Annotated in this window: 12 protein-coding genes and 2 pseudogenes; all 14 read right to left on the minus strand. The window is 56.5% G+C overall.

Annotated features, from left to right (window positions below; all coding sequences use genetic code 11):
- Positions 1 to 318: 318 nt before the first annotated feature.
- The 14 genes and pseudogenes from WHX55_RS16330 to WHX55_RS16395 all read right to left on the minus strand — a co-directional run bounded on the left by WHX55_RS16330 (position 319) and on the right by WHX55_RS16395 (position 16,456).
- Positions 319 to 1,761, minus strand: coding sequence for a hypothetical protein (locus WHX55_RS16330; RefSeq protein WP_353740811.1), 1,443 nt, complete (start codon positions 1,759 to 1,761; stop codon positions 319 to 321).
- A 76-nt stretch (positions 1,762 to 1,837) separates the two neighbouring features.
- Positions 1,838 to 2,986, minus strand: coding sequence for an iron-containing alcohol dehydrogenase (locus WHX55_RS16335; RefSeq protein WP_056723386.1), 1,149 nt, complete (start codon positions 2,984 to 2,986; stop codon positions 1,838 to 1,840).
- Positions 2,987 to 3,168: 182 nt separating this feature from the next.
- Positions 3,169 to 4,542: a sigma 54-interacting transcriptional regulator gene (locus WHX55_RS16340; RefSeq protein WP_056723387.1), complete on the minus strand. Its 1,374-nt coding sequence runs from the start codon at positions 4,540 to 4,542 to the stop codon at positions 3,169 to 3,171.
- Positions 4,543 to 4,655: 113 nt separating this feature from the next.
- Positions 4,656 to 4,852: pseudogene (locus WHX55_RS16345) on the minus strand (IS5/IS1182 family transposase); the annotation flags it as partial.
- 108 nt (positions 4,853 to 4,960) lie between these two features.
- Positions 4,961 to 5,109: pseudogene (locus WHX55_RS16350) on the minus strand (LysR family transcriptional regulator); the annotation flags it as partial.
- Positions 5,110 to 5,225: 116 nt separating this feature from the next.
- Positions 5,226 to 6,407 carry a hypothetical protein gene (locus tag WHX55_RS16355; protein WP_150658880.1) on the minus strand — a complete coding sequence of 394 codons (1,182 nt, stop codon included), beginning with the start codon at positions 6,405 to 6,407 and terminating at the stop codon, positions 5,226 to 5,228.
- A gap of 249 nt (positions 6,408 to 6,656) precedes the next feature.
- Positions 6,657 to 7,895, minus strand: a complete 1,239-nt coding sequence (locus WHX55_RS16360; protein WP_353740812.1) for a serine hydrolase — start codon at positions 7,893 to 7,895, stop codon at positions 6,657 to 6,659.
- A gap of 6 nt (positions 7,896 to 7,901) precedes the next feature.
- Positions 7,902 to 8,858 carry an oligopeptide/dipeptide ABC transporter ATP-binding protein gene (locus WHX55_RS16365; protein WP_353740813.1) on the minus strand — a complete coding sequence of 319 codons (957 nt, stop codon included), beginning with the start codon at positions 8,856 to 8,858 and terminating at the stop codon, positions 7,902 to 7,904.
- A gap of 24 nt (positions 8,859 to 8,882) precedes the next feature.
- Entirely contained in the window at positions 8,883 to 9,914 is a 1,032-nt protein-coding gene (locus tag WHX55_RS16370; protein WP_353740814.1) for an ABC transporter ATP-binding protein, read from the minus strand.
- On the minus strand, positions 9,914 to 10,798 hold the full coding sequence (locus WHX55_RS16375) for an ABC transporter permease (RefSeq protein WP_353740815.1): 885 nt from the start codon (positions 10,796 to 10,798) through the stop codon (positions 9,914 to 9,916). The genes WHX55_RS16370 and WHX55_RS16375 overlap by 1 nt, the downstream gene beginning before the upstream one ends.
- Complete coding sequence (locus WHX55_RS16380) at positions 10,795 to 11,811, minus strand: ABC transporter permease (RefSeq protein ID WP_223549251.1); 1,017 nt, start codon at positions 11,809 to 11,811, stop codon at positions 10,795 to 10,797. Before WHX55_RS16380 ends, WHX55_RS16375 begins: the two co-directional genes overlap by 4 nt.
- Positions 11,812 to 11,988: 177 nt before the next feature.
- Complete coding sequence (locus WHX55_RS16385) at positions 11,989 to 13,533, minus strand: ABC transporter substrate-binding protein (RefSeq protein WP_353740816.1); 1,545 nt, start codon at positions 13,531 to 13,533, stop codon at positions 11,989 to 11,991.
- 222 nt (positions 13,534 to 13,755) lie between these two features.
- Positions 13,756 to 14,583 carry a helix-turn-helix transcriptional regulator gene (locus tag WHX55_RS16390; RefSeq protein ID WP_056723403.1) on the minus strand — a complete coding sequence of 276 codons (828 nt, stop codon included), beginning with the start codon at positions 14,581 to 14,583 and terminating at the stop codon, positions 13,756 to 13,758.
- A 496-nt stretch (positions 14,584 to 15,079) separates the two neighbouring features.
- Entirely contained in the window at positions 15,080 to 16,456 is a 1,377-nt protein-coding gene (locus WHX55_RS16395) for an aspartate aminotransferase family protein (protein ID WP_353740817.1), read from the minus strand.
- Between the last annotated feature and the right edge of the window lie 594 nt (positions 16,457 to 17,050).

The following is a 17,050-nucleotide window of genomic DNA, read 5'->3' on the forward strand; positions in this document are numbered from 1 at the left end:
ACGACAGCTTGTATCTGTCTATTCGTCTCGGTGGAAGTACGACTGCGAATTGTCGGAGGTACCCTCCTCCCCGCATATTCTGCGACACACTTGACGCTAACAGCTTCACGATCGCAGCAACCCGACCACCATCGCTAACCTGGAAGGTATCGCTCGCATGGCGAAGGCAAGGCGAACTTTCTTTCGTGGGGCGTGGCTGGAGTTAGCCCGTGGCTCCTCCCACAAATGGATGAGTGTTGATCACAGATGATGTGATCAATACAAAACCTGTGGGAGGAAGCTCACCGCAATAGTGTCAGATTGAGCGACTCAGGCCTGTCAGTCAGCCATAGCCTCTTCTGCTACCTTTTTAGTAGTCTTGGGCGACTCAGCACCTTTGGCCGGCTTGGTATCCGCCGCCTTCAGATCCTTGGTAAATGTCCCATCCACCTCACCTTTGAAGAAGTTTTTGCCGTAGATCAGCAAACACAACACAACGCCAATCCCGAATGCCCAGCTCGCACCCTTGATCGCCAGTACCGCGCCGATCACGCCCGCGATACCCAAGTCGCGCTGGCTACGAGCTTCAAGGATGCCCAGACGCACACTCACATAACCCTGGATCAGCAACGTCAGCGACAGGGCAACACCGAGAATCGGCTGTACCAGAGTCACTACCGGCAACAACAGCAGACCGGTGTTGGTCCCCCAACGGAACGACCCGACACCGCCGATGATCGATTTCATCGCCTTCGGCCCACCTTTAAAACGCTCGATCACCACCACCAGCATCGCCGCCCATTTTGGGCCGCACATGGCGACATCCGGGCCAAAGATACTCATGAACGCATTACGCGCGCCGAAGATCAGGTGAGAGCGATCGGCGTTGTAGTCGACGACTTCATCAGTGCGGACAGTTTCTGCCTCATCGAGGAGCGATTTCGCACTGAGCACATCGCCGAAGACAATGATGTACACCGCCAGCATGGTCGGCAGCGCGGAGATGAACATCGACAGTGGCGGCATGCCCAGACCGAACACGGTGTAGTTGCTCCACAGCCCGGCGAAATCCGGTTTGCTGATGCCCCACTGAATGGTTGGCCATGGCGCCTCACCGAACAGCGGCGCAATCACCACTGCCAACAGAATGATCGGCAAGATGCCGAGCTTGGCGAAGTTCCACCAGAAGCGGTTGCGCTGCTTCAGTTCGTTGAAGTGCTGGGAGAAGATCAGATAGAAGGCGATGCCGACCGCAATGGAAACGGTCCAGGGCAGCACATTGAATTTACCGCCAACCTGGAACACCGCGATCACAGCACTCAAGCCGGCACCGACGATAATCCCTGACTTGATCGCCGAGGGAACATATTCCACAACCTTCTTCGCCATCCCGGTCGCCCCTAGGGCAATTGAAAAAAACCCCAACATCAACTGGAAGGCAATCAAGGCGTGGACACGCTCCGGGCCCACTGGAAATTGAGCACAGTAAGCCATCAACAGGGGTACCGCCGGGGTGATCCAGCCAGGTACGGTCGGGTCACCGAGCAAATGGTGCACGAGGTAAAGCAAGCCGTTGAGCATCACGACGGCCAGTGCGACCTCAAATGGCATGCCGAGCAGTTCGGTCATCAGCGGAATGGCAGCCAGATCCACGGCACACATCAGCAAGCCTTGAAGGTAGTCCGGAAGCTCGATTTTGTAGTGAACAAACGGCAACCGAACCTTGAAAGGACCCAGCGGGATGTACGGGCTTTCGCTCCGTTGCGCAGTAGTGTTGGACATTGAGTGCACCTGTTTTATTGGTCTTGTAATGGCAGACGCCCGAACCGGCAGGCTGGGGCGTCGCGGCTTTTCGGGATCAGTAGGCTGCGCGGTAGATTTTCTCAATATCGGTGGCGGTCAACTTGCGCGGGTTGTTGCGCATCAAGCGGTCGATCTTACTGGCCTCTTCGGCCATCGCCGGGATGGCATCCTCAGGCACGTTGAAACTGCGCATACCGGTTGGGATATCCACCGCGGCACATAGATCCGCCATGGCTTTGACAGCCTGATCCGCCGCATCCTTGTCGTTCAGGTCGGCGACACGCACGCCCATGGCTTCGGCAATGTCACGGAAGCGCTCGACGCAGGCCATCTTGTTCCACTCCATCACGTACGGCAGCAGCAAGGCATTGCTGACACCATGGGCGATGTTGAACCGGCCGCCCAATGGGTACGCCAGCGCATGCACTGCGCCTACCCCGGCGTTACCGAAGGCCATGCCGGCCATCAGGCTGGCGGTGGCCATGTCTTCCCGGGCTTGGAGGTTGGACGGATTGGCATAAGTCTTGGGCAGCGCCTTGGCGATCAGCTTGATCGCACCCAGCGCAATGGCATCAGTGATGGGCGAAGCATTCACCGAAAGATAGGACTCGACCGCATGCACCAGCGCGTCGACACCGCTGGCCGCCGTCACACTGCGTGGACAAGTCAGGGTCATGATCGGGCTGACCAACGCTACGTCAGGCAGCAGGTAGTCGCTGACAATGCCTTTCTTCAGCTTCGCTTGCTTATCAGAAAAGATGGCCACGTTGGTCACTTCCGAACCGGTACCAGCGGTCGTCGGAATGGCAATCAGCACGGGGCCTTTGCGTTTCACCTGATCGACACCGAACAGTTCGGCCAGCGGGCCTTCATGTCCGGCAAACGCTGCGACGCCTTTGGCGATGTCGATTGCACTGCCGCCCCCCACAGCAATCAACCCGTCGTGACTGCCCTCGCGATAGGTGCGGGTACAGTCCTCAACAATGGCAATTTCAGGCTCCGGTTTGACCTGATCGAAAATGCCGTAACAGCGGCCACCCAACTGTGCCAGCGCCAAGTCCACAGTGCCGGACTGGACCAGAACGGCGTCTGTCACGATCAGCGGGTTTTTGACATTGAGGCGGGTCAGTTCAGCCGAAAGCTGCTCGATAGCGCCTTGCCCAGTGATCAATTTGTTCGCGATTTTAAAAGCAGAGATGTTCATAGTGCTCGTCCAGTGGATGTTGTTTTATTGGAAGACGTGCCATATGAGATAGCGAAAGACGTGCCAATACCCGCAAAGCCCTGCGGCATGGGCCTTTACGCAGTTCACACGAAAATAAGAGGGTTTTTACCGGTCAGTCCCGATTAGTTTTCTGATCGATTTATTCGGGGCTGATTAGAATCCTAATCAGAATGTTCCCAGCGTTTCATCTTCTGCACCACGGTCGCCTGACTCACGCCCAACGCCTTGGCCGCCAGGCGCGTGGTCTTGTGCACACGCAGCGCGGCACGAATCGCACTGCGCTCGGCGTTTTCCAATATCTTGCGCAGCGGTAAGCGGCTGTCATCGGTATTCAGCGGGTTGAGGTCGAGGATCTCCTCAGGCATGTCCAGTGCCTCAATAGTCCCGGTCTGATTGGTCACCACCAGCCGTTCGACGATGTTGATCAACTCGCGGATGTTGCCGGGCCAGGCGTAGTCGCTCATCAGATCGAGGGCTTCGAGACTCCATTGAACCTGGCGTTCATAACGGACATTGAATCTATCGAGGTAGTAATGCAGAAGCGGCAAAATCTCCTCACGACGCTCGCGCAGTGCTGGAATGTTGATCGGCACCACGTTGAGCCGGTAATACAGATCAGCCCGAAAACGACCTTCTGCCACCAGACGCTTGAGGTCGTGGTGGGTGGCACTAATGATGCGCACGTCGACCTCCTTCAACTCCAGGCCACCGACCGGAATGAAGCGATTTTCTTCGATCACCTTGAGTAACTTGACCTGCACCGGCAGTGGCAAATCACCAATTTCGTCGAGAAACAATGTTCCATGATGCGCCAATTCCAACAGGCCACGCTTGCCTTTGGGGCCTGCGCCTGTGAACGCTCCAGGCGCATAGCCAAACAGCTCGGCTTCAATCAAATTCTCGGGCAGTGCACCGCAGTTGAGCGCGAGAAATGGTTCACTGGCACGCGGACTGGCGTTGTGGATGAATTGCGCCACGAGGGTTTTTCCGACACCGGTTTCTCCCTGAAGCAGAACCTTCACCGAGCTACTGGCAACCTGCCGGGCCAGCGAGAAGACGCGGCCTGAAACCTCCTGATCGGCCATAAGCGGAGAACGCAGGAGGCTGTCTCGTTGACCAGCATGAAGTTTGGCGGTGCTGTTGCGCAGTTGTTTAAGCTGTTGCAACTCATCGCGCTCGTGTTTCATGCGCAGCAGTTCAGTCATGTCGCGTACGGTACTGACAACATATGAAATCCGGTTTTCAGCGTCGAGAATCGGCGTGGCGCTGACTAACAATTTCTTGCCCTGACTCAGGCTCTGCATCACCGACACCGGCCGACCTTCATGCAATACACGCAGTGTGGCCGATTGCGAAAGAACGCCCTCCTTCACCAGCTCCTGCATGGATCGGCCGATGAGATCAGCACCACTGAGCCCGGTCTGGCGCTCATAGGCTTGATTGACCTTCAGCGTCTTGCCGTCGCCATCAGTGATGTAGACGCCGTCATGCAAAGCGTTGAGCAGTTCTTCGAAACTGGCGTCGTTGACGTTCACCGGGGAGATTCCTTCGAGGGTGCGGAGCAGTTAAGTGTAAACGTTGTGCTGAGGGATTAAGAGTGACGGGAAGACAAGATACGACCAGATCTGCCGCTACGCTGTCCGCCCGCATCCACGATGACGTCGTGCTCGGTATCGATCAGATAGTTCGCGGAACAGGCGAAAAACGCAGGGCCTCATGGAGCAGCGGTCCAGATCAGTCAGCGATAGGCGCTTCGGTAGCGTTTCGGCCAGAGCCTCTTTACTGAGTGCCTCAAGGTACTCACGCACGGCGCGGGTGTTCAGGGACGGATCGCTTGTCGGTCTGCAGCGCCTTGGGCAATTGCAGCACTTTGGCCTGGACCGACACGTCGAGCGCCGCCGTAGGCTCATCGAGGATCAGCAGTTTTGACTTCAGCGCCAGGCCCGGGCGACAGCGAGGCGTGCGAATGAACAGGGCTCACTGAGGTAGTCTTCGAGCTGCTTGATCTGACGGCTGACCGCGTCTTGGGTAACGTTCAGACCCAGCGCCGCTTGGCTGAAGCTGCGATGCCGGTCTATCTGACGCCTCTGGCAGGGGCTGATGCAAGTGTTGTTTGGGGTATTCGCGAGCGGGCTCGCTCCCACAGGTTATGCGCTAAACCTGTGGGAGCGAGCCCGCTCGCGAAAAGGACGTTAGGGCTGTTGCCAAAAAATCCGGATCAGAAGTAATACCCGATGTTCATGTACAACTGGTTTTCCCACTGGTTACTACCTCCAGCCCCCAGACTCTGGGTGAGGCTGCCGCCACCGATGACCGGATCATTCTTGCCGTACAACCATTCCGTGGCGATCCACAGTTTGCTGAGGGAGAACGAGGTGCCGAAAATCATCCGTTGCGAGGTTTTGAAATCGTCGGCGGATTTATCGAAGGCGCTGTAGTTGGCGTACAGCTTCACACCGCTGATCTGATCGAACAGGTACTTGCCGCTGACGTCGTAGCTCACATCCGCCACGTACAAGTTGCCGCGACTGGCGACGTTGAAGGTGCCGTCGTAACCGCCGAAAGTCACCAGTTCATCGGTGCCGGGGTTGCGCGGGGACATCTGCTGTCGCGCGGCTTGTAGTTGCACGCCCCACGGACCGTTTTTGCCGATGTAGTGCACCGCCATGGCATTGCGCCGGCCATCGTTGTTGGTGTCGCGGTTCTCCAGGGACGAGGTCAGGCCGGAGATCCCGACTTCGGACTTCCACGGCCCCAGGTCCAGCGCCTTGGCCACCCGCAGGACCACTGTGTTGCGTTCCTGGTTGTTACTGCCGTCGGTGACATAGCTGTCCGCTTCGGAGACCACGGTGGAGTAGGTTTCACCGTTGCTGGTGCCTTTGCCCTGCCAGGCCGGGCGCAGGTAATAACCGGCCTGAACATTCCAGTCGCCGCTTTGCTGGATGTACTTGGCACCGACTTCTTCGATGTCTTCCAGTCCTATGACGCTGCCCAGGGTTTGATAGAACGTGCTGCCGAAGTACGGCTGCAAACCGAACGGCAGCTGGTTCAGGCCGACCTGGACCTGCTGGTCGGGGTTGAACTTGTAGCCGATCCACGCCAACTCGGCGAACTGGACGTCACCGACATTATTTGTGTACTTGTAAGGGTAGGCTCGACCGTAGAAACGGTACTTGGCTTCGCCAATCCAGGTGTCGGAGTTGTACTTGGCGCTGAGGATCGCGGTGTCGAAGTTGAACGTCTGGATGTCGCGATCCGGGTCATAGTCCCAACGCGCCCGGACGGCACCACCGAGATCAAGGTTATCGGTAACCTGGATCGCCATCGCAGGGCTGGAAAGGGCGCCCAATAGCGCCAGTGGGGTCAATGAGCGCAAGGCCCGGGTTGTATTCAAGTTCATGGTCGCTCCGTCTCTTCTCTAGGTCTTATTTTTGGCAACAGCTATCCCGGCCACGGCAAAAGCGCGGTCTGGATAAAAGGGGTAAGGCCCGCCAGGACGAAGGCTGTTAACAGCGTCCAGGTGCGGGCCGGGAGGGTCAGCCGCCGGCGGCCTGCAGGGTCTGGGTGTAGCTATGCAGAGCCTGTATATGGCACCTCTTCATTAAGGCTGGGAGGTGTCTGACAAGCCGCGGTCATTCATACTCCCGCGTCAGCTGCGTTGCAGTTCTTCAACTACTGCCGCACAGGCTCGGAAGGTATTCAACGTCCACTCTGGATTGATAAAGTCCGGCCAACTGGAAAGTTTTACGATTGCCACTTCAGAGGCCGGATCCCAATAGATACTCTGCCCAAATACTCCGCGCGCCGAGTAGGTACCTAGTTCACTGTCCAGCACCCAGCACTGATTGCTATAGGCGGCGTCAGGAAAGTGTTTGACATAGAAGCCATAGAGGACTTCAAAAGCCGGTGTGGAACCACGGCCGCATGCACGCACAAACTCCTCTGGAACAATCTGTTGGCCGTTGAAATGTCCCCCCTGCAGATACATCTGGGCAAAGCGCGCCAGATCACGCAGCGTGGCGCTCATCCCGCCATCGGCCAATGCAGTTCCAACGCAATCGAGGGTGATATTCGCGTCTTGTTCTGCCCCCAGTCTTGACCAGATTTCCCGGCTCAGTAAAACGGGGAGCCGTTCGCCGCAGGCCCGCTCACAGACCCAGGCCAACATGTCGGTATCCACTGAGCGATACTCAAAGAACTGGCCATGTTCACGGTCTTTACTCAGCGACTTCAACAAACCATAAATGCTGTCAGGTGACTCCCGCTCTCCCCGTTCACGCCAACCCGAGGCGATATCCAACTGGATGAATTCAGCATCAGGATCGGTGTAGTCCTCCCTGAATCTCACTCCCGTGCGCATATCCAGAAGATCCTGTACCCGAGCGTCGCCATAACCGCTTGCCGAAAGCTCGGGCACATATTCGCTGACACGCGCTTGGGGATCGATTCTGCCCTGGCCGATCAATCTGCCGACCAGGCTACCGACGACGGTCTTGGATACCGATTGCAACAGATGCAACGTGTGCGGCTGCATACCGTTGAAATACTGCTCCGAAACCACCTTGCCTTGATGAAGCACCAAAAAACCATCGGTGTAGCTATCGGTCAAGAAGGTCGCCAGATCGGTTTGTCCGCCGTCGATCCGCTGGAAACGTACGTCGTCCAGTGAGCGTTCGTTGCGCTCGAGTTCGGTGACCGGCCCGGGACTGCGATGAATAGCGGCCACCGGAAACAACTGGCTGATGTGCTGGAACGACCAGCGGTTATAGGGCGGACTGTCCCAATTATGCAGGCCGACTTGCTTTTCCCGGGGCGGCGGATAGCCCTGCATCAAACTTAGGTCCTGATAACCAATGCCGGGAGCGGTCATGTCTTTTTTATTGTACATAGGGGTTCAGCTCTCATCGTTCAGAGGGTGGTGGCAAGAAAAGCGGTGGCCGTGATCCTGGGTCTCGGCTGGCACCTCTCGGCGACAACGCTCACTGGCCCGCGGGCAACGGGGCGCGAAGTGGCACCCGGCAGGCCGGTTCAAGGGGCTGGGGATCTCGCCACTCAGGATTTGCAACTGGTCACGGCGCTCCGGGTCGATGGAGGGCACTGAATTGAGCAGCGCACGAGTGTAGGGATGACGCGGTCGGCCGAACACCTGTTCCACAGGCCCGGCCTCGACGATGCGCCCCAAGTACATCACCAGCACCTGCTGCGCCAGATACTCGACCGTCGCAAGGTCGTGGCTAATGAACAGGTAGCTCAGGCCATTGTCGGTCTGCAGCGTCTTGAGCAGTTGCAGCACCTGGGCCTGGACCGACACGTCGAGCGCCGCCGTAGGCTCATCGAGGATCAGCAGTTTTGACTCCAGCGCCAGGGCCCGGGCGATAGCGATACGCTGCAACTGGCCACCGGAGAATTCATGGGGATAGCGTTCCATGTGCTCCTCGCCCATCCCTACATTTCCCAGCAGCGTGAGAATGCGCGCGTGCAAAGCGCTACCGCGCAAACCAAAGGCAACCTTCAGCGGCTCGGCAACAATCGCCTTGATCGTCATTTTCGGGTTCAGCGAGGCGTACGGGTTCTGGAACACCATACTCAAGCTCCTGCCCCGCGCCCTGGCATCAGTGGGCAGCGGCCGACCTTCGACCAGAATTTGCCCACTATCGGCTGGCAGCAGACCGAGCAAGGTCGCGGCCACCGTACTTTTGCCACAACCGGATTCCCCCACCAGCGCGACCGTCTCACCGACCTGCACCTCCAGGCTGATGTGGTCAATGGCCGTCACCAGGCCATCGCTGCTGGCGTAGGTCTTGTGCAACTGATTGACGCTCAACAGTGCGGGCTGTTTGTTGTTATTCATAGCCGTTTACCTTTCAAAGAAGCCTCACACCTTGACCAATATGTTGTGGCAAGCTGCCCAGTGCTCCTTGCCGATGACAACCCTCGGCGCAGCGTGATTACAGCGTCCGGTGGCGCGTTCACAACGTGGGTTGAAGGCACAGCCAGCCGGGGGAGCCGCCATGTTCGGCACCTGCCCCGGGATGAAGCCCAGGGCTTGGGGTCCCTGCCCCAACTTGGGCACGGTGCCCATCAACTTAAGGGTGTAGGGGTGTGCAGGTCGCTTGAACACCTCGCCCACCGGACCGCTCTCCACCACTTCGCCGGCATACATCACCGCCACCCGGTCACAGAGCGAAGCCACTACCCCTAGGTTGTGGGTGATAAACAGAATCGCCAGGTCCTGCTCCCGTGCCAGCTTGCGCAGCAGAGCGATGATCTGCGCCTGCACGGTGACGTCCAGCGCCGTGGTCGGCTCATCGGCGATCAGCAGTTTCGGCCGACAGGCCAGCGCCATGGCAATCACCACTCGCTGCAACTGACCGCCAGACATCTGGTGCGGGTACTTGGCTAGCGCCAGAGGGGGGTCGGGCATGCTCACCGCTTCCAGCGAGCTCAGCGCCTCGGCGCGGATTTGTGCCTTACTCAGTTGCCGATGGCAGCCGATGACGTCGAACATCTGCCGCCCGATGGTGAAGAACGGGTTGAGCGCCTTCATCGGATTCTGGAAGATCATCGCCGCGCCACCGCCACGCAAAGCCGCCAGCTGCGATGCCGAGGCGCCGTTGACCTGCTGTCCGGCGACCCTGACACTGCCTTCCAGCCGAGCGGCCTCAGGCATCAATCCAAGGCAAGACATGGCCGTCATAGACTTGCCCGAGCCCGACTCACCCACCAACCCGAGGATCTCGCCGCGCCTTACCTTAAGGTCGATGCCGCGTACGGCCTGTACGGTCTTGAACAAACCAGGGAAAGACACCGTCAGCCCTTCCACTTCCAGCACCAGGTCTTGAGCTGCGTCGTTATTCGCAGCGGCGAGACGCTCAATAGTCGAATACTGCAAGGATTCGTCGATCATCAGCGCATCCCCTTCTTTGGATCAAGCACATCGCGCAGCCCGTCACCTACCAGGTTGACGGCCAGCACCAGAACAAAAATCGCCACTCCGGGAAACAGCACCGTCCAGGGATTCTCGAGTAACTGCGAGCGCGACGCCGCGGCCATCAGCCCCCATTCGATCATGGGCGGCTTGGCCCCCAGCCCGATAAAGCTCAGCGAGGCAGCGGCGAGAATGGTGTAACCAAAGTCCATGGAGCCCTGCACGATCACAGGCGTGGTGGCATTGGGCAGTACATGGCGAAGCAAGATACGGCAGTGACTGACGCCCATGGAACGGGCGGCATGGATATAGGTTTCTGAACGAACCCGTACTACCGCACCGCGCATGATCCTCGCGTACCAGGGAAACCAGGAGACAGCGAGCGCTAACATGGCGTTGGCCAATCCCGATCCCAGCGCAGCAGTGATAGCGATCGGCAACAACAGCGGCGGAAAGGCCAGAAACACATCTGAGAAACGCATCAGCAGCGTATCCACTCGACCACCGAAGTAACCGGAAACAAGCCCAATCGGAATCCCGATCAGCATCGCAATCAGAGTCACGCTCACTCCGATGATCAGCGAGGTGCGTGCGCCATAAAGCACCCGTGAAAGAATGTCGCGACCAAACTCGTCGGTGCCCATCCAGTGTGCCCAGTTGGGTGCCAGCAATTTCTGGGAAAAGACAATTTTGTTCGGTTCATAAGGTGCAAGCCAGGGGGCGAAGACTGCCGCCAGGATGATCAGCAGCAATAACAGCGCGCCGAATACAAACAACTTGTTATCGCTGGTAAACGCCAAGGCCTTGATACGCCATGATGGGGCTCGCGAGGACATGGACAGGGATACGTCTTGGATACTCATTGGACTCGCAACCTCGGATCAACAAGGTGATACAAGAGATCAACGATCAGGTTGATCGACAGATACGTCGTGGCCAGCACCAGGGTGGCTCCCATCACGGCGGGGAAATCATTCTGGGCAATCGAAAACACCACGAAGCCGCCCAGGCCGGGCCAATCGAAAACGAACTCAACCACTACCGCACCACCGAGCAGGTAACCGAAGGTCAGGCCCACCACTGTCAGGAGCGGAATCATTGTTGCCTTCAGGGCATAGGCGTAATGGATACGCCACTTGGGTACACCGTAAGAAACGGCCGTACGGATGTACTCCTCGGATAGCACCTCCACCATCATGTTGCGGGTGATCCGGGTGACAGTGGCCAAGGTCACGATGACCAGGGTGAGCACGGGTAGCGTCAGGTGTTTGATGGCGCTCCACAGTGCTACGAAATTACCGGCCAGCAGAGTGTCGATCAGGTAAAAGCCTGTCACACGCTCAAAAGGGCTATCGAGAAGAATGGAAGCATCGATACGTCCTTGCAGGGGCAGCCAGTTGAGCTTGCCGTAGAACAATAACTGCAAGCCCATGGCCAGGATGAAAACTGGAAACGCCGTCCCGGCGATGGACCCCGCTCGTGCCGCATTGTCGACCACTGAGTTCTGCCGCGCCGCTGAGATGACACCGATCGGCACCCCCAGCACCACCACCCAGAACATCGCCAGGAATGTCAGTTCAAAAGTCGCGCCAACCCGCCTGACCACTTCCTCCACCACCGGCCGCCCGGTGCGCAGACTAGTGCCAAAATCACCTCGGAGAAGATCACCGACGTAGTTGAAGTATTGGATCGGCAGAGGCTTATCCAACCCTAGTTTTTCCCGTGCAACGGCAATCTGCTCCACCGTGGGGTGGTTTCCCAGCATCATTTCTACCGGGGAACCCGGAAGAGCTCGGCTCAGAACGAAGGTGATGGTCAACACTCCCAAAAGAATGAAGAACATCACTATCAATCGCTGAGCTATATACTTCGCCATTTGGAATACCCCTTGTGGCTAAAAAACTTGACCCTGACTTCTTACGCCCTACATAAAACCCCAAAAGCGGATTAACCCTTGAGGGAATGACCAGGCAAATTAACTAACTGCCTGGTTATCGATTTACATGGCAAATCAGGTATTACACGTACCACTTCATCAAGGACGACTCAGCATTCAGCGATTCAAGCTGTAGTAGAGAATCGCCTCATAAGCAGGATTCAGGCTCTTCTCCATACCCTTGATGTCTTTGCGGGAGACACGTATCTGCTGCACGTCGGCGTACCAGATCGCAGGAGCGTCCTTGGCCAGTAGCTGCTGGGCCTGCACGTACTTTTCAGTGGATTTGGCCCGATCACTGCCTTCTAGCGCCGCCGCCTCTTCGATCAACTGATCAAAGCTTGGGTTGCTGTAGTGAGACAGATTGAATAGCGTGGTTTTCTCGGTATGGAACTCACTGAAAAGCCAATCGCTGGGTGTCGGATACGTCGGCCACCAAGCCATAGATTGCATGTTGGGAGCGGTATCCAGCTTCTTTGCCTTATCCCAGATCACACCCCACTCGCCGGGGAGTAACTCCACCTCAACGCCAACCTGAGACGCCGTCGCCTGGAATAGTTCAGCAGCGTTTGCATAGATGCCACTGATGTACTGCATCGAGACCTTCCAGTCCTGCTTAGGTACACCGGAGGCTTCCAACAATTGTCGGGCTTTATCCAGATCGTAAGAGGCCATAGGCACGCTGGCATGCCCCCAGATACTGGTGGGCAAAGGCCCCTTGGGAACGCTGCCGTAGCCATGCAAAATATCTTTGGTGACACTTTCATAGTCCCAGAGGTACTGCAGCGCCTGACGAAATGCCAGGTTGTTCGTAGGGTACTTCTGGGTATTGATCAAAAATTGAAAGTTCTTCCACGAAGGCGCGGTGCTCACCTTGATGGAGGGGTTCTCTCCCAACACCTTGAGCTGATCAAGAGGGATATCCCAAGCGACACCGGCCTCGCCATTTTTGATCATCTGGGTACGAGTGGCGGCTTCGGACACGACCTTCACGATGACCCGATCAAATTGCCCTTCTTTCCAACCTCCCCAGTAGCCATCGAATCGCTCAAGCACCACTTGCTGGCCCTGTTCGACCTGCCCAAGTTTGTAGGGACCGGTACCGATGGCGTTGGGAGCCATCATCCAGTCATGACCTTTCTCCACCGCCGCCGGGGCAATGATGTATGCGGCATACTGACCTGCCGCGATCAAATTGGCCGGAGTGGGACTCTTAAACTTGAGCACTACCGTATCGTCAGCGAGGGCCTCGACGGTATCCAGACCGTTCCATACAAACGCAGCGCCCTGTTTCAGCTCCTTGACGTAATCAATGGACTTTTTGACCGCTGCGGCATTAAAGGCCGAACCGTCATGAAATTTAACGCCGTGCCGCAGCTTGAAGGTCCAAGTCTTGCCGTTGTCGCTGCTTTCCCAGGACGTGGCGAGCCCGGGGGAAAACTCCTCAGCACTGCCTGGCGCGTTATATACAACTAGTGTCTCGTAGATATTGCCCAGTACCCGCACTTCCTCCGAAAAAGCCGAAGCTGGATCCCAATCCTTGAAAGAGGCTCGATCAGCGACAACCAAGGTATTGTTTGCCGCATACACCAAACCACTGGTCAATGGCGCAGTAATGGACAGCGCCATCAACCCCGCCATCAATGTTCTTTTGAATTTCATCGGTGTTCCTCTTATTTTTATGGCGGGCGCAGCGGATCACTTGTAGAAACAGGCACTCATTCAACTGGAATGAATGATGTGATTGGCCGTTAACGAAACTGACTTCTGAGTGGTGTATGGCATTATCGATCTGCCGCACAGCCAGCTCAATTTCGCGAGCACGAAGAAAAAAACGCCAGGTGACGCCCCAAAGCGTCACCTAGCGTCAATTTTAAAAAAAGACTAAAACAGCGGAGGGACGAGGTTGAACTCACCTTCTGATGGATGTACCAGCAGCCGCGACCTCACCTCGTCGGGAATCTCAGGGGCATCAATCGGAAAACAGCTACAACTGGTGAGAGCGTTACGCAGGTCGATCGACTCGCCTAGGTGCTCAAATACAATATGGGCACCAAAAGGACGGCGGAAATTGTCACCTGAAACGCCGAGCACCAAGCCGTTGAGAAAACGGAAACGACTGCGGTAGGAGGGATAAAGCGCTGACCAGATATAGCCCCGGGACGAGAGGTACTCGCGCTCGACGATGTAAATCAGATCCGATGAGGCAAAGCAGAACCCACGATATTTATTGATGCCGAAACTGTTCAGCTGGTCATCGCCCAGCCTCATCCGCTCGTAGGTTTTACTCAGGATCTTTTCGCCGGAGCGGGTCAAGCGGGTAATCGACTTGATCACCTCCCCCGGCGCGGCAGGCGACATCAAATAGACAAAGTAGTAACCCTGGTACTTCGATAACTCCTGCGCGGAGCTCGGGAAAAAATCGGCTGGTACCGCACTGTCCGGCTCTCGCGCCGTGCGTTGCCTGTTGAGCAGAGCGCGGAAGGATTCATGCTCGGAGAATATTTCCTCCTCATCCACCCCAAAAAAAGTGCAGATCTTGCGCAGGGTAAAGGACGAGGGAGTCGCTTGCGCCCCCAAGTATTTGTTGAACTGCTGGCGGTTGATATCAAGGGAGCGGCACACCTTAGCCACCGACTTATAATATCCGCAGAGAAGGCGCAAGTTTTGACTGAAGTCTTGCATCGACTGGGATGAACTGGAACTGACCATAAAGAGTATTCCTAACGCCAGAATTGACAACATGCTGAACTAATCGTCGCTTGGGGTCACGGCTTCAAAAGCTCCGTGCAAGACAGTGCCTGAAAGTGGCGCAGAAGCTCGGTATTGCCAACCCGTGATCGACGCGAGCATTGAGCCCGACCATAGCGACTAGGTGAGGAAATATTCAACAAATACACAAGCTTATCCAGCGATTCCTGACCCATCGGCAGAATTAACATCGGCTGCATATTTGTAATTCGCGCCTATTGTTACCCAAGATGTCACCGCTGTGGTCTTCATTAACACCACCGGTGCAGGCGAGGCCGGGGCAGGCACCAACGAAAAAGCCCCGAATAATCAGGGCTCTAACTTATATATGTCGTGGCATTTTCCGTGAATACTACAACGGGCTTGCCTGTAAGCCATTTAGCAGGCCCGCTACCTACTCTCACAGGATCGTCCGCGATACGACGCCAAACCTATCAAAGTCGAGCCGTACCCGTACTCAATGCCCCTGCGCCAGCCACCGCTGCGTATCCTCCAACGCCTTGCTGAAACAGTTGATGATAAGGTCGACTTCTTCCGCTGTAGTGACCAGGGGTGGGCAGAACGCAATGCTGTCGCCAATGTTGCGGACAATCATGCCGTGCTCTTGGCAGCGAGCATTGAAATAACTACCGACTCGGCGAAGCGGCTCGAACCGGGTTTTCTCCGATTTATCTGCGACCAGCTCAACGGCGGCAATGAAGCCGACACTTCGGATTTCCCCGATTAACGGGTGGTCAGCATATTGCGAAAGGCCAGCTCGCAGTCGCGCGCCCATTTCGGCCGCGTGTTCTACCAGGTGTCGCTCTTCAATCAACTTGATGTTCTCCAGCGCCACTGCCGCAGCCACTGGGTGCCCGCTCGCGGTGAAGCCGTGTCCAAAGGTCCCGATGGTCGAACTTTGCCCCGCGATCTCCTGATAAATCCGTTCGTTGATCAACACTGCTGCAAGCGGTTGATATGACGAGGTCAACTGTTTAGACAGCACCATAATGTCTGGCTCGATGCCGAACGTAGTCGAGCCGAACATGTTGCCAGTGCGGCCAAATCCACAGACGACCTCGTCTGCTACCAACAAAATATCGTACTTGCGGCAAACCGCCTGGATCTTTTGCCAGTAGCCGCGCGGAGGAACAATAACCCCACCGGCCGCCATCAAAGGTTCGCCGATGAACGCAGCAACTGTATCGGGCCCTTCGCGTTGGATGAGGGTTTCGAGCCCTTTTGCAAGACGATCCGAAAATGCCTCCTCCGACTCGCCGGGTTCGCCGAAACGATAGTGATGCGGGCACATTGCATGCGCTATGTCCATCATAGGCAGGTCGAAAGCACGATGATTGTTCGGCAAGCCAGTTAGGCTCGCCGCAGCGATGGTCACGCCATGGTAGGCTCCGATGCGGGATATCACCTTTTTCTTCAGCGGCAGACCACGGGCGTTATTGTAGTAACGAACCATTTTCACCACCGTGTCGTTGGCCTCAGAACCGGAGTTGGTAAAGAAAACCTTGCTCATCGGCACCGGCGCCAGCGAGATGAGCTTCTCCGCGAGATCCACGGCAGGCTGATGCGTTTTGTGAGTAAAGGTGTGGTAGAAAGGTAGCTTACGCATCTGCCTCATGGCCGCCTCGACCAGTCGCACCTCGCTGAAGCCAAGTGCCGCACTCCACAGGCCCGACATGGCTTCGATATAGCGACGCCCCTCGGTGTCATAGACGAAAACCCCATCCCCGCGCTCAATTGCCAACGGACCGACACCTTCGTGCATCCGCGCATCGGTATAGCTATGAAGGTGATGGGCTATATCCCTCGCGTACAGTGTGTCAGTGGCATTGGACATGGGGGTCTCCAAGAAAGGAAGTGACGACCCCGCTCACCTTAATAGCAACTTGGCGGGGTCTGGATTTAAGTTTTGGCTGGGAAATTAGTCCGGAACACAGTCGTTCCAGACTAGCTTGCGGCACTTGGTTATAACGCGGTTATGGCATGAGAATCGCTGTGCTCTAACGTGGTTTTCCCCTTCGCTGTTTTTGATATTCAGCCCGTGCCCACTCATTTGAGAGCTGAGTTTGATACAGTTTCTCCTGCTCAGACAGGCACTTTATTACTTCCTCAGTGGTGCCTTCATGTCACCACTCCATAGCTAGTACGGAGGAATTCCTCCCCCATGAGCTTCGTACATTCCGAACGGATCGTTATCCAGAGCAAATCGCCATAAACGGCAAGTCTTTGCCACTAACAGCGAAACTAGCGGACAGCGCCCCCCCAAGCCGAGTCGAAGGTCATTCGCCAGTCATTCGCAACGGGTCCGTTCGTGATGGGCGCGTGCATAGCATGTTGGTGAATGAGCGCGGTTGCGACAATAACTGGGAGATACTTTTGTGGATGGACGAAACTTTGACGAGCCAGCGTCAATGGCAGGAGGAACATGCGC

The sequence above is a fragment of the Pseudomonas fluorescens genome, from assembly GCF_040448305.1.
Lineage (GTDB): Bacteria > Pseudomonadota > Gammaproteobacteria > Pseudomonadales > Pseudomonadaceae > Aquipseudomonas > Aquipseudomonas fluorescens_BH.

Excerpts from the sequence above, each read along its gene's own strand:
- WHX55_RS16355 (WP_150658880.1), bottom strand. The coding sequence starts at position 6,407 with ATGAACTTGAATACAACCCGGGCCTTGCGCTCATTGACCCCACTGGCG.
- WHX55_RS16390 (WP_056723403.1), bottom strand. The coding sequence starts at position 14,583 with ATGGTCAGTTCCAGTTCATCCCAGTCGATGCAAGACTTCAGTCAAAAC.
- WHX55_RS16370 (WP_353740814.1), bottom strand. The coding sequence starts at position 9,914 with ATGATCGACGAATCCTTGCAGTATTCGACTATTGAGCGTCTCGCCGCT.
- WHX55_RS16365 (WP_353740813.1), bottom strand. The coding sequence starts at position 8,858 with ATGAATAACAACAAACAGCCCGCACTGTTGAGCGTCAATCAGTTGCAC.
- WHX55_RS16380 (WP_223549251.1), bottom strand. The coding sequence starts at position 11,811 with ATGGCGAAGTATATAGCTCAGCGATTGATAGTGATGTTCTTCATTCTT.
- WHX55_RS16395 (WP_353740817.1), bottom strand. The coding sequence starts at position 16,456 with ATGTCCAATGCCACTGACACACTGTACGCGAGGGATATAGCCCATCAC.
- WHX55_RS16360 (WP_353740812.1), bottom strand. The coding sequence starts at position 7,895 with ATGTACAATAAAAAAGACATGACCGCTCCCGGCATTGGTTATCAGGAC.
- WHX55_RS16335 (WP_056723386.1), bottom strand. The coding sequence starts at position 2,986 with ATGAACATCTCTGCTTTTAAAATCGCGAACAAATTGATCACTGGGCAA.
- WHX55_RS16330 (WP_353740811.1), bottom strand. The coding sequence starts at position 1,761 with ATGTCCAACACTACTGCGCAACGGAGCGAAAGCCCGTACATCCCGCTG.
- WHX55_RS16375 (WP_353740815.1), bottom strand. The coding sequence starts at position 10,798 with ATGAGTATCCAAGACGTATCCCTGTCCATGTCCTCGCGAGCCCCATCA.
- WHX55_RS16385 (WP_353740816.1), bottom strand. The coding sequence starts at position 13,533 with ATGAAATTCAAAAGAACATTGATGGCGGGGTTGATGGCGCTGTCCATT.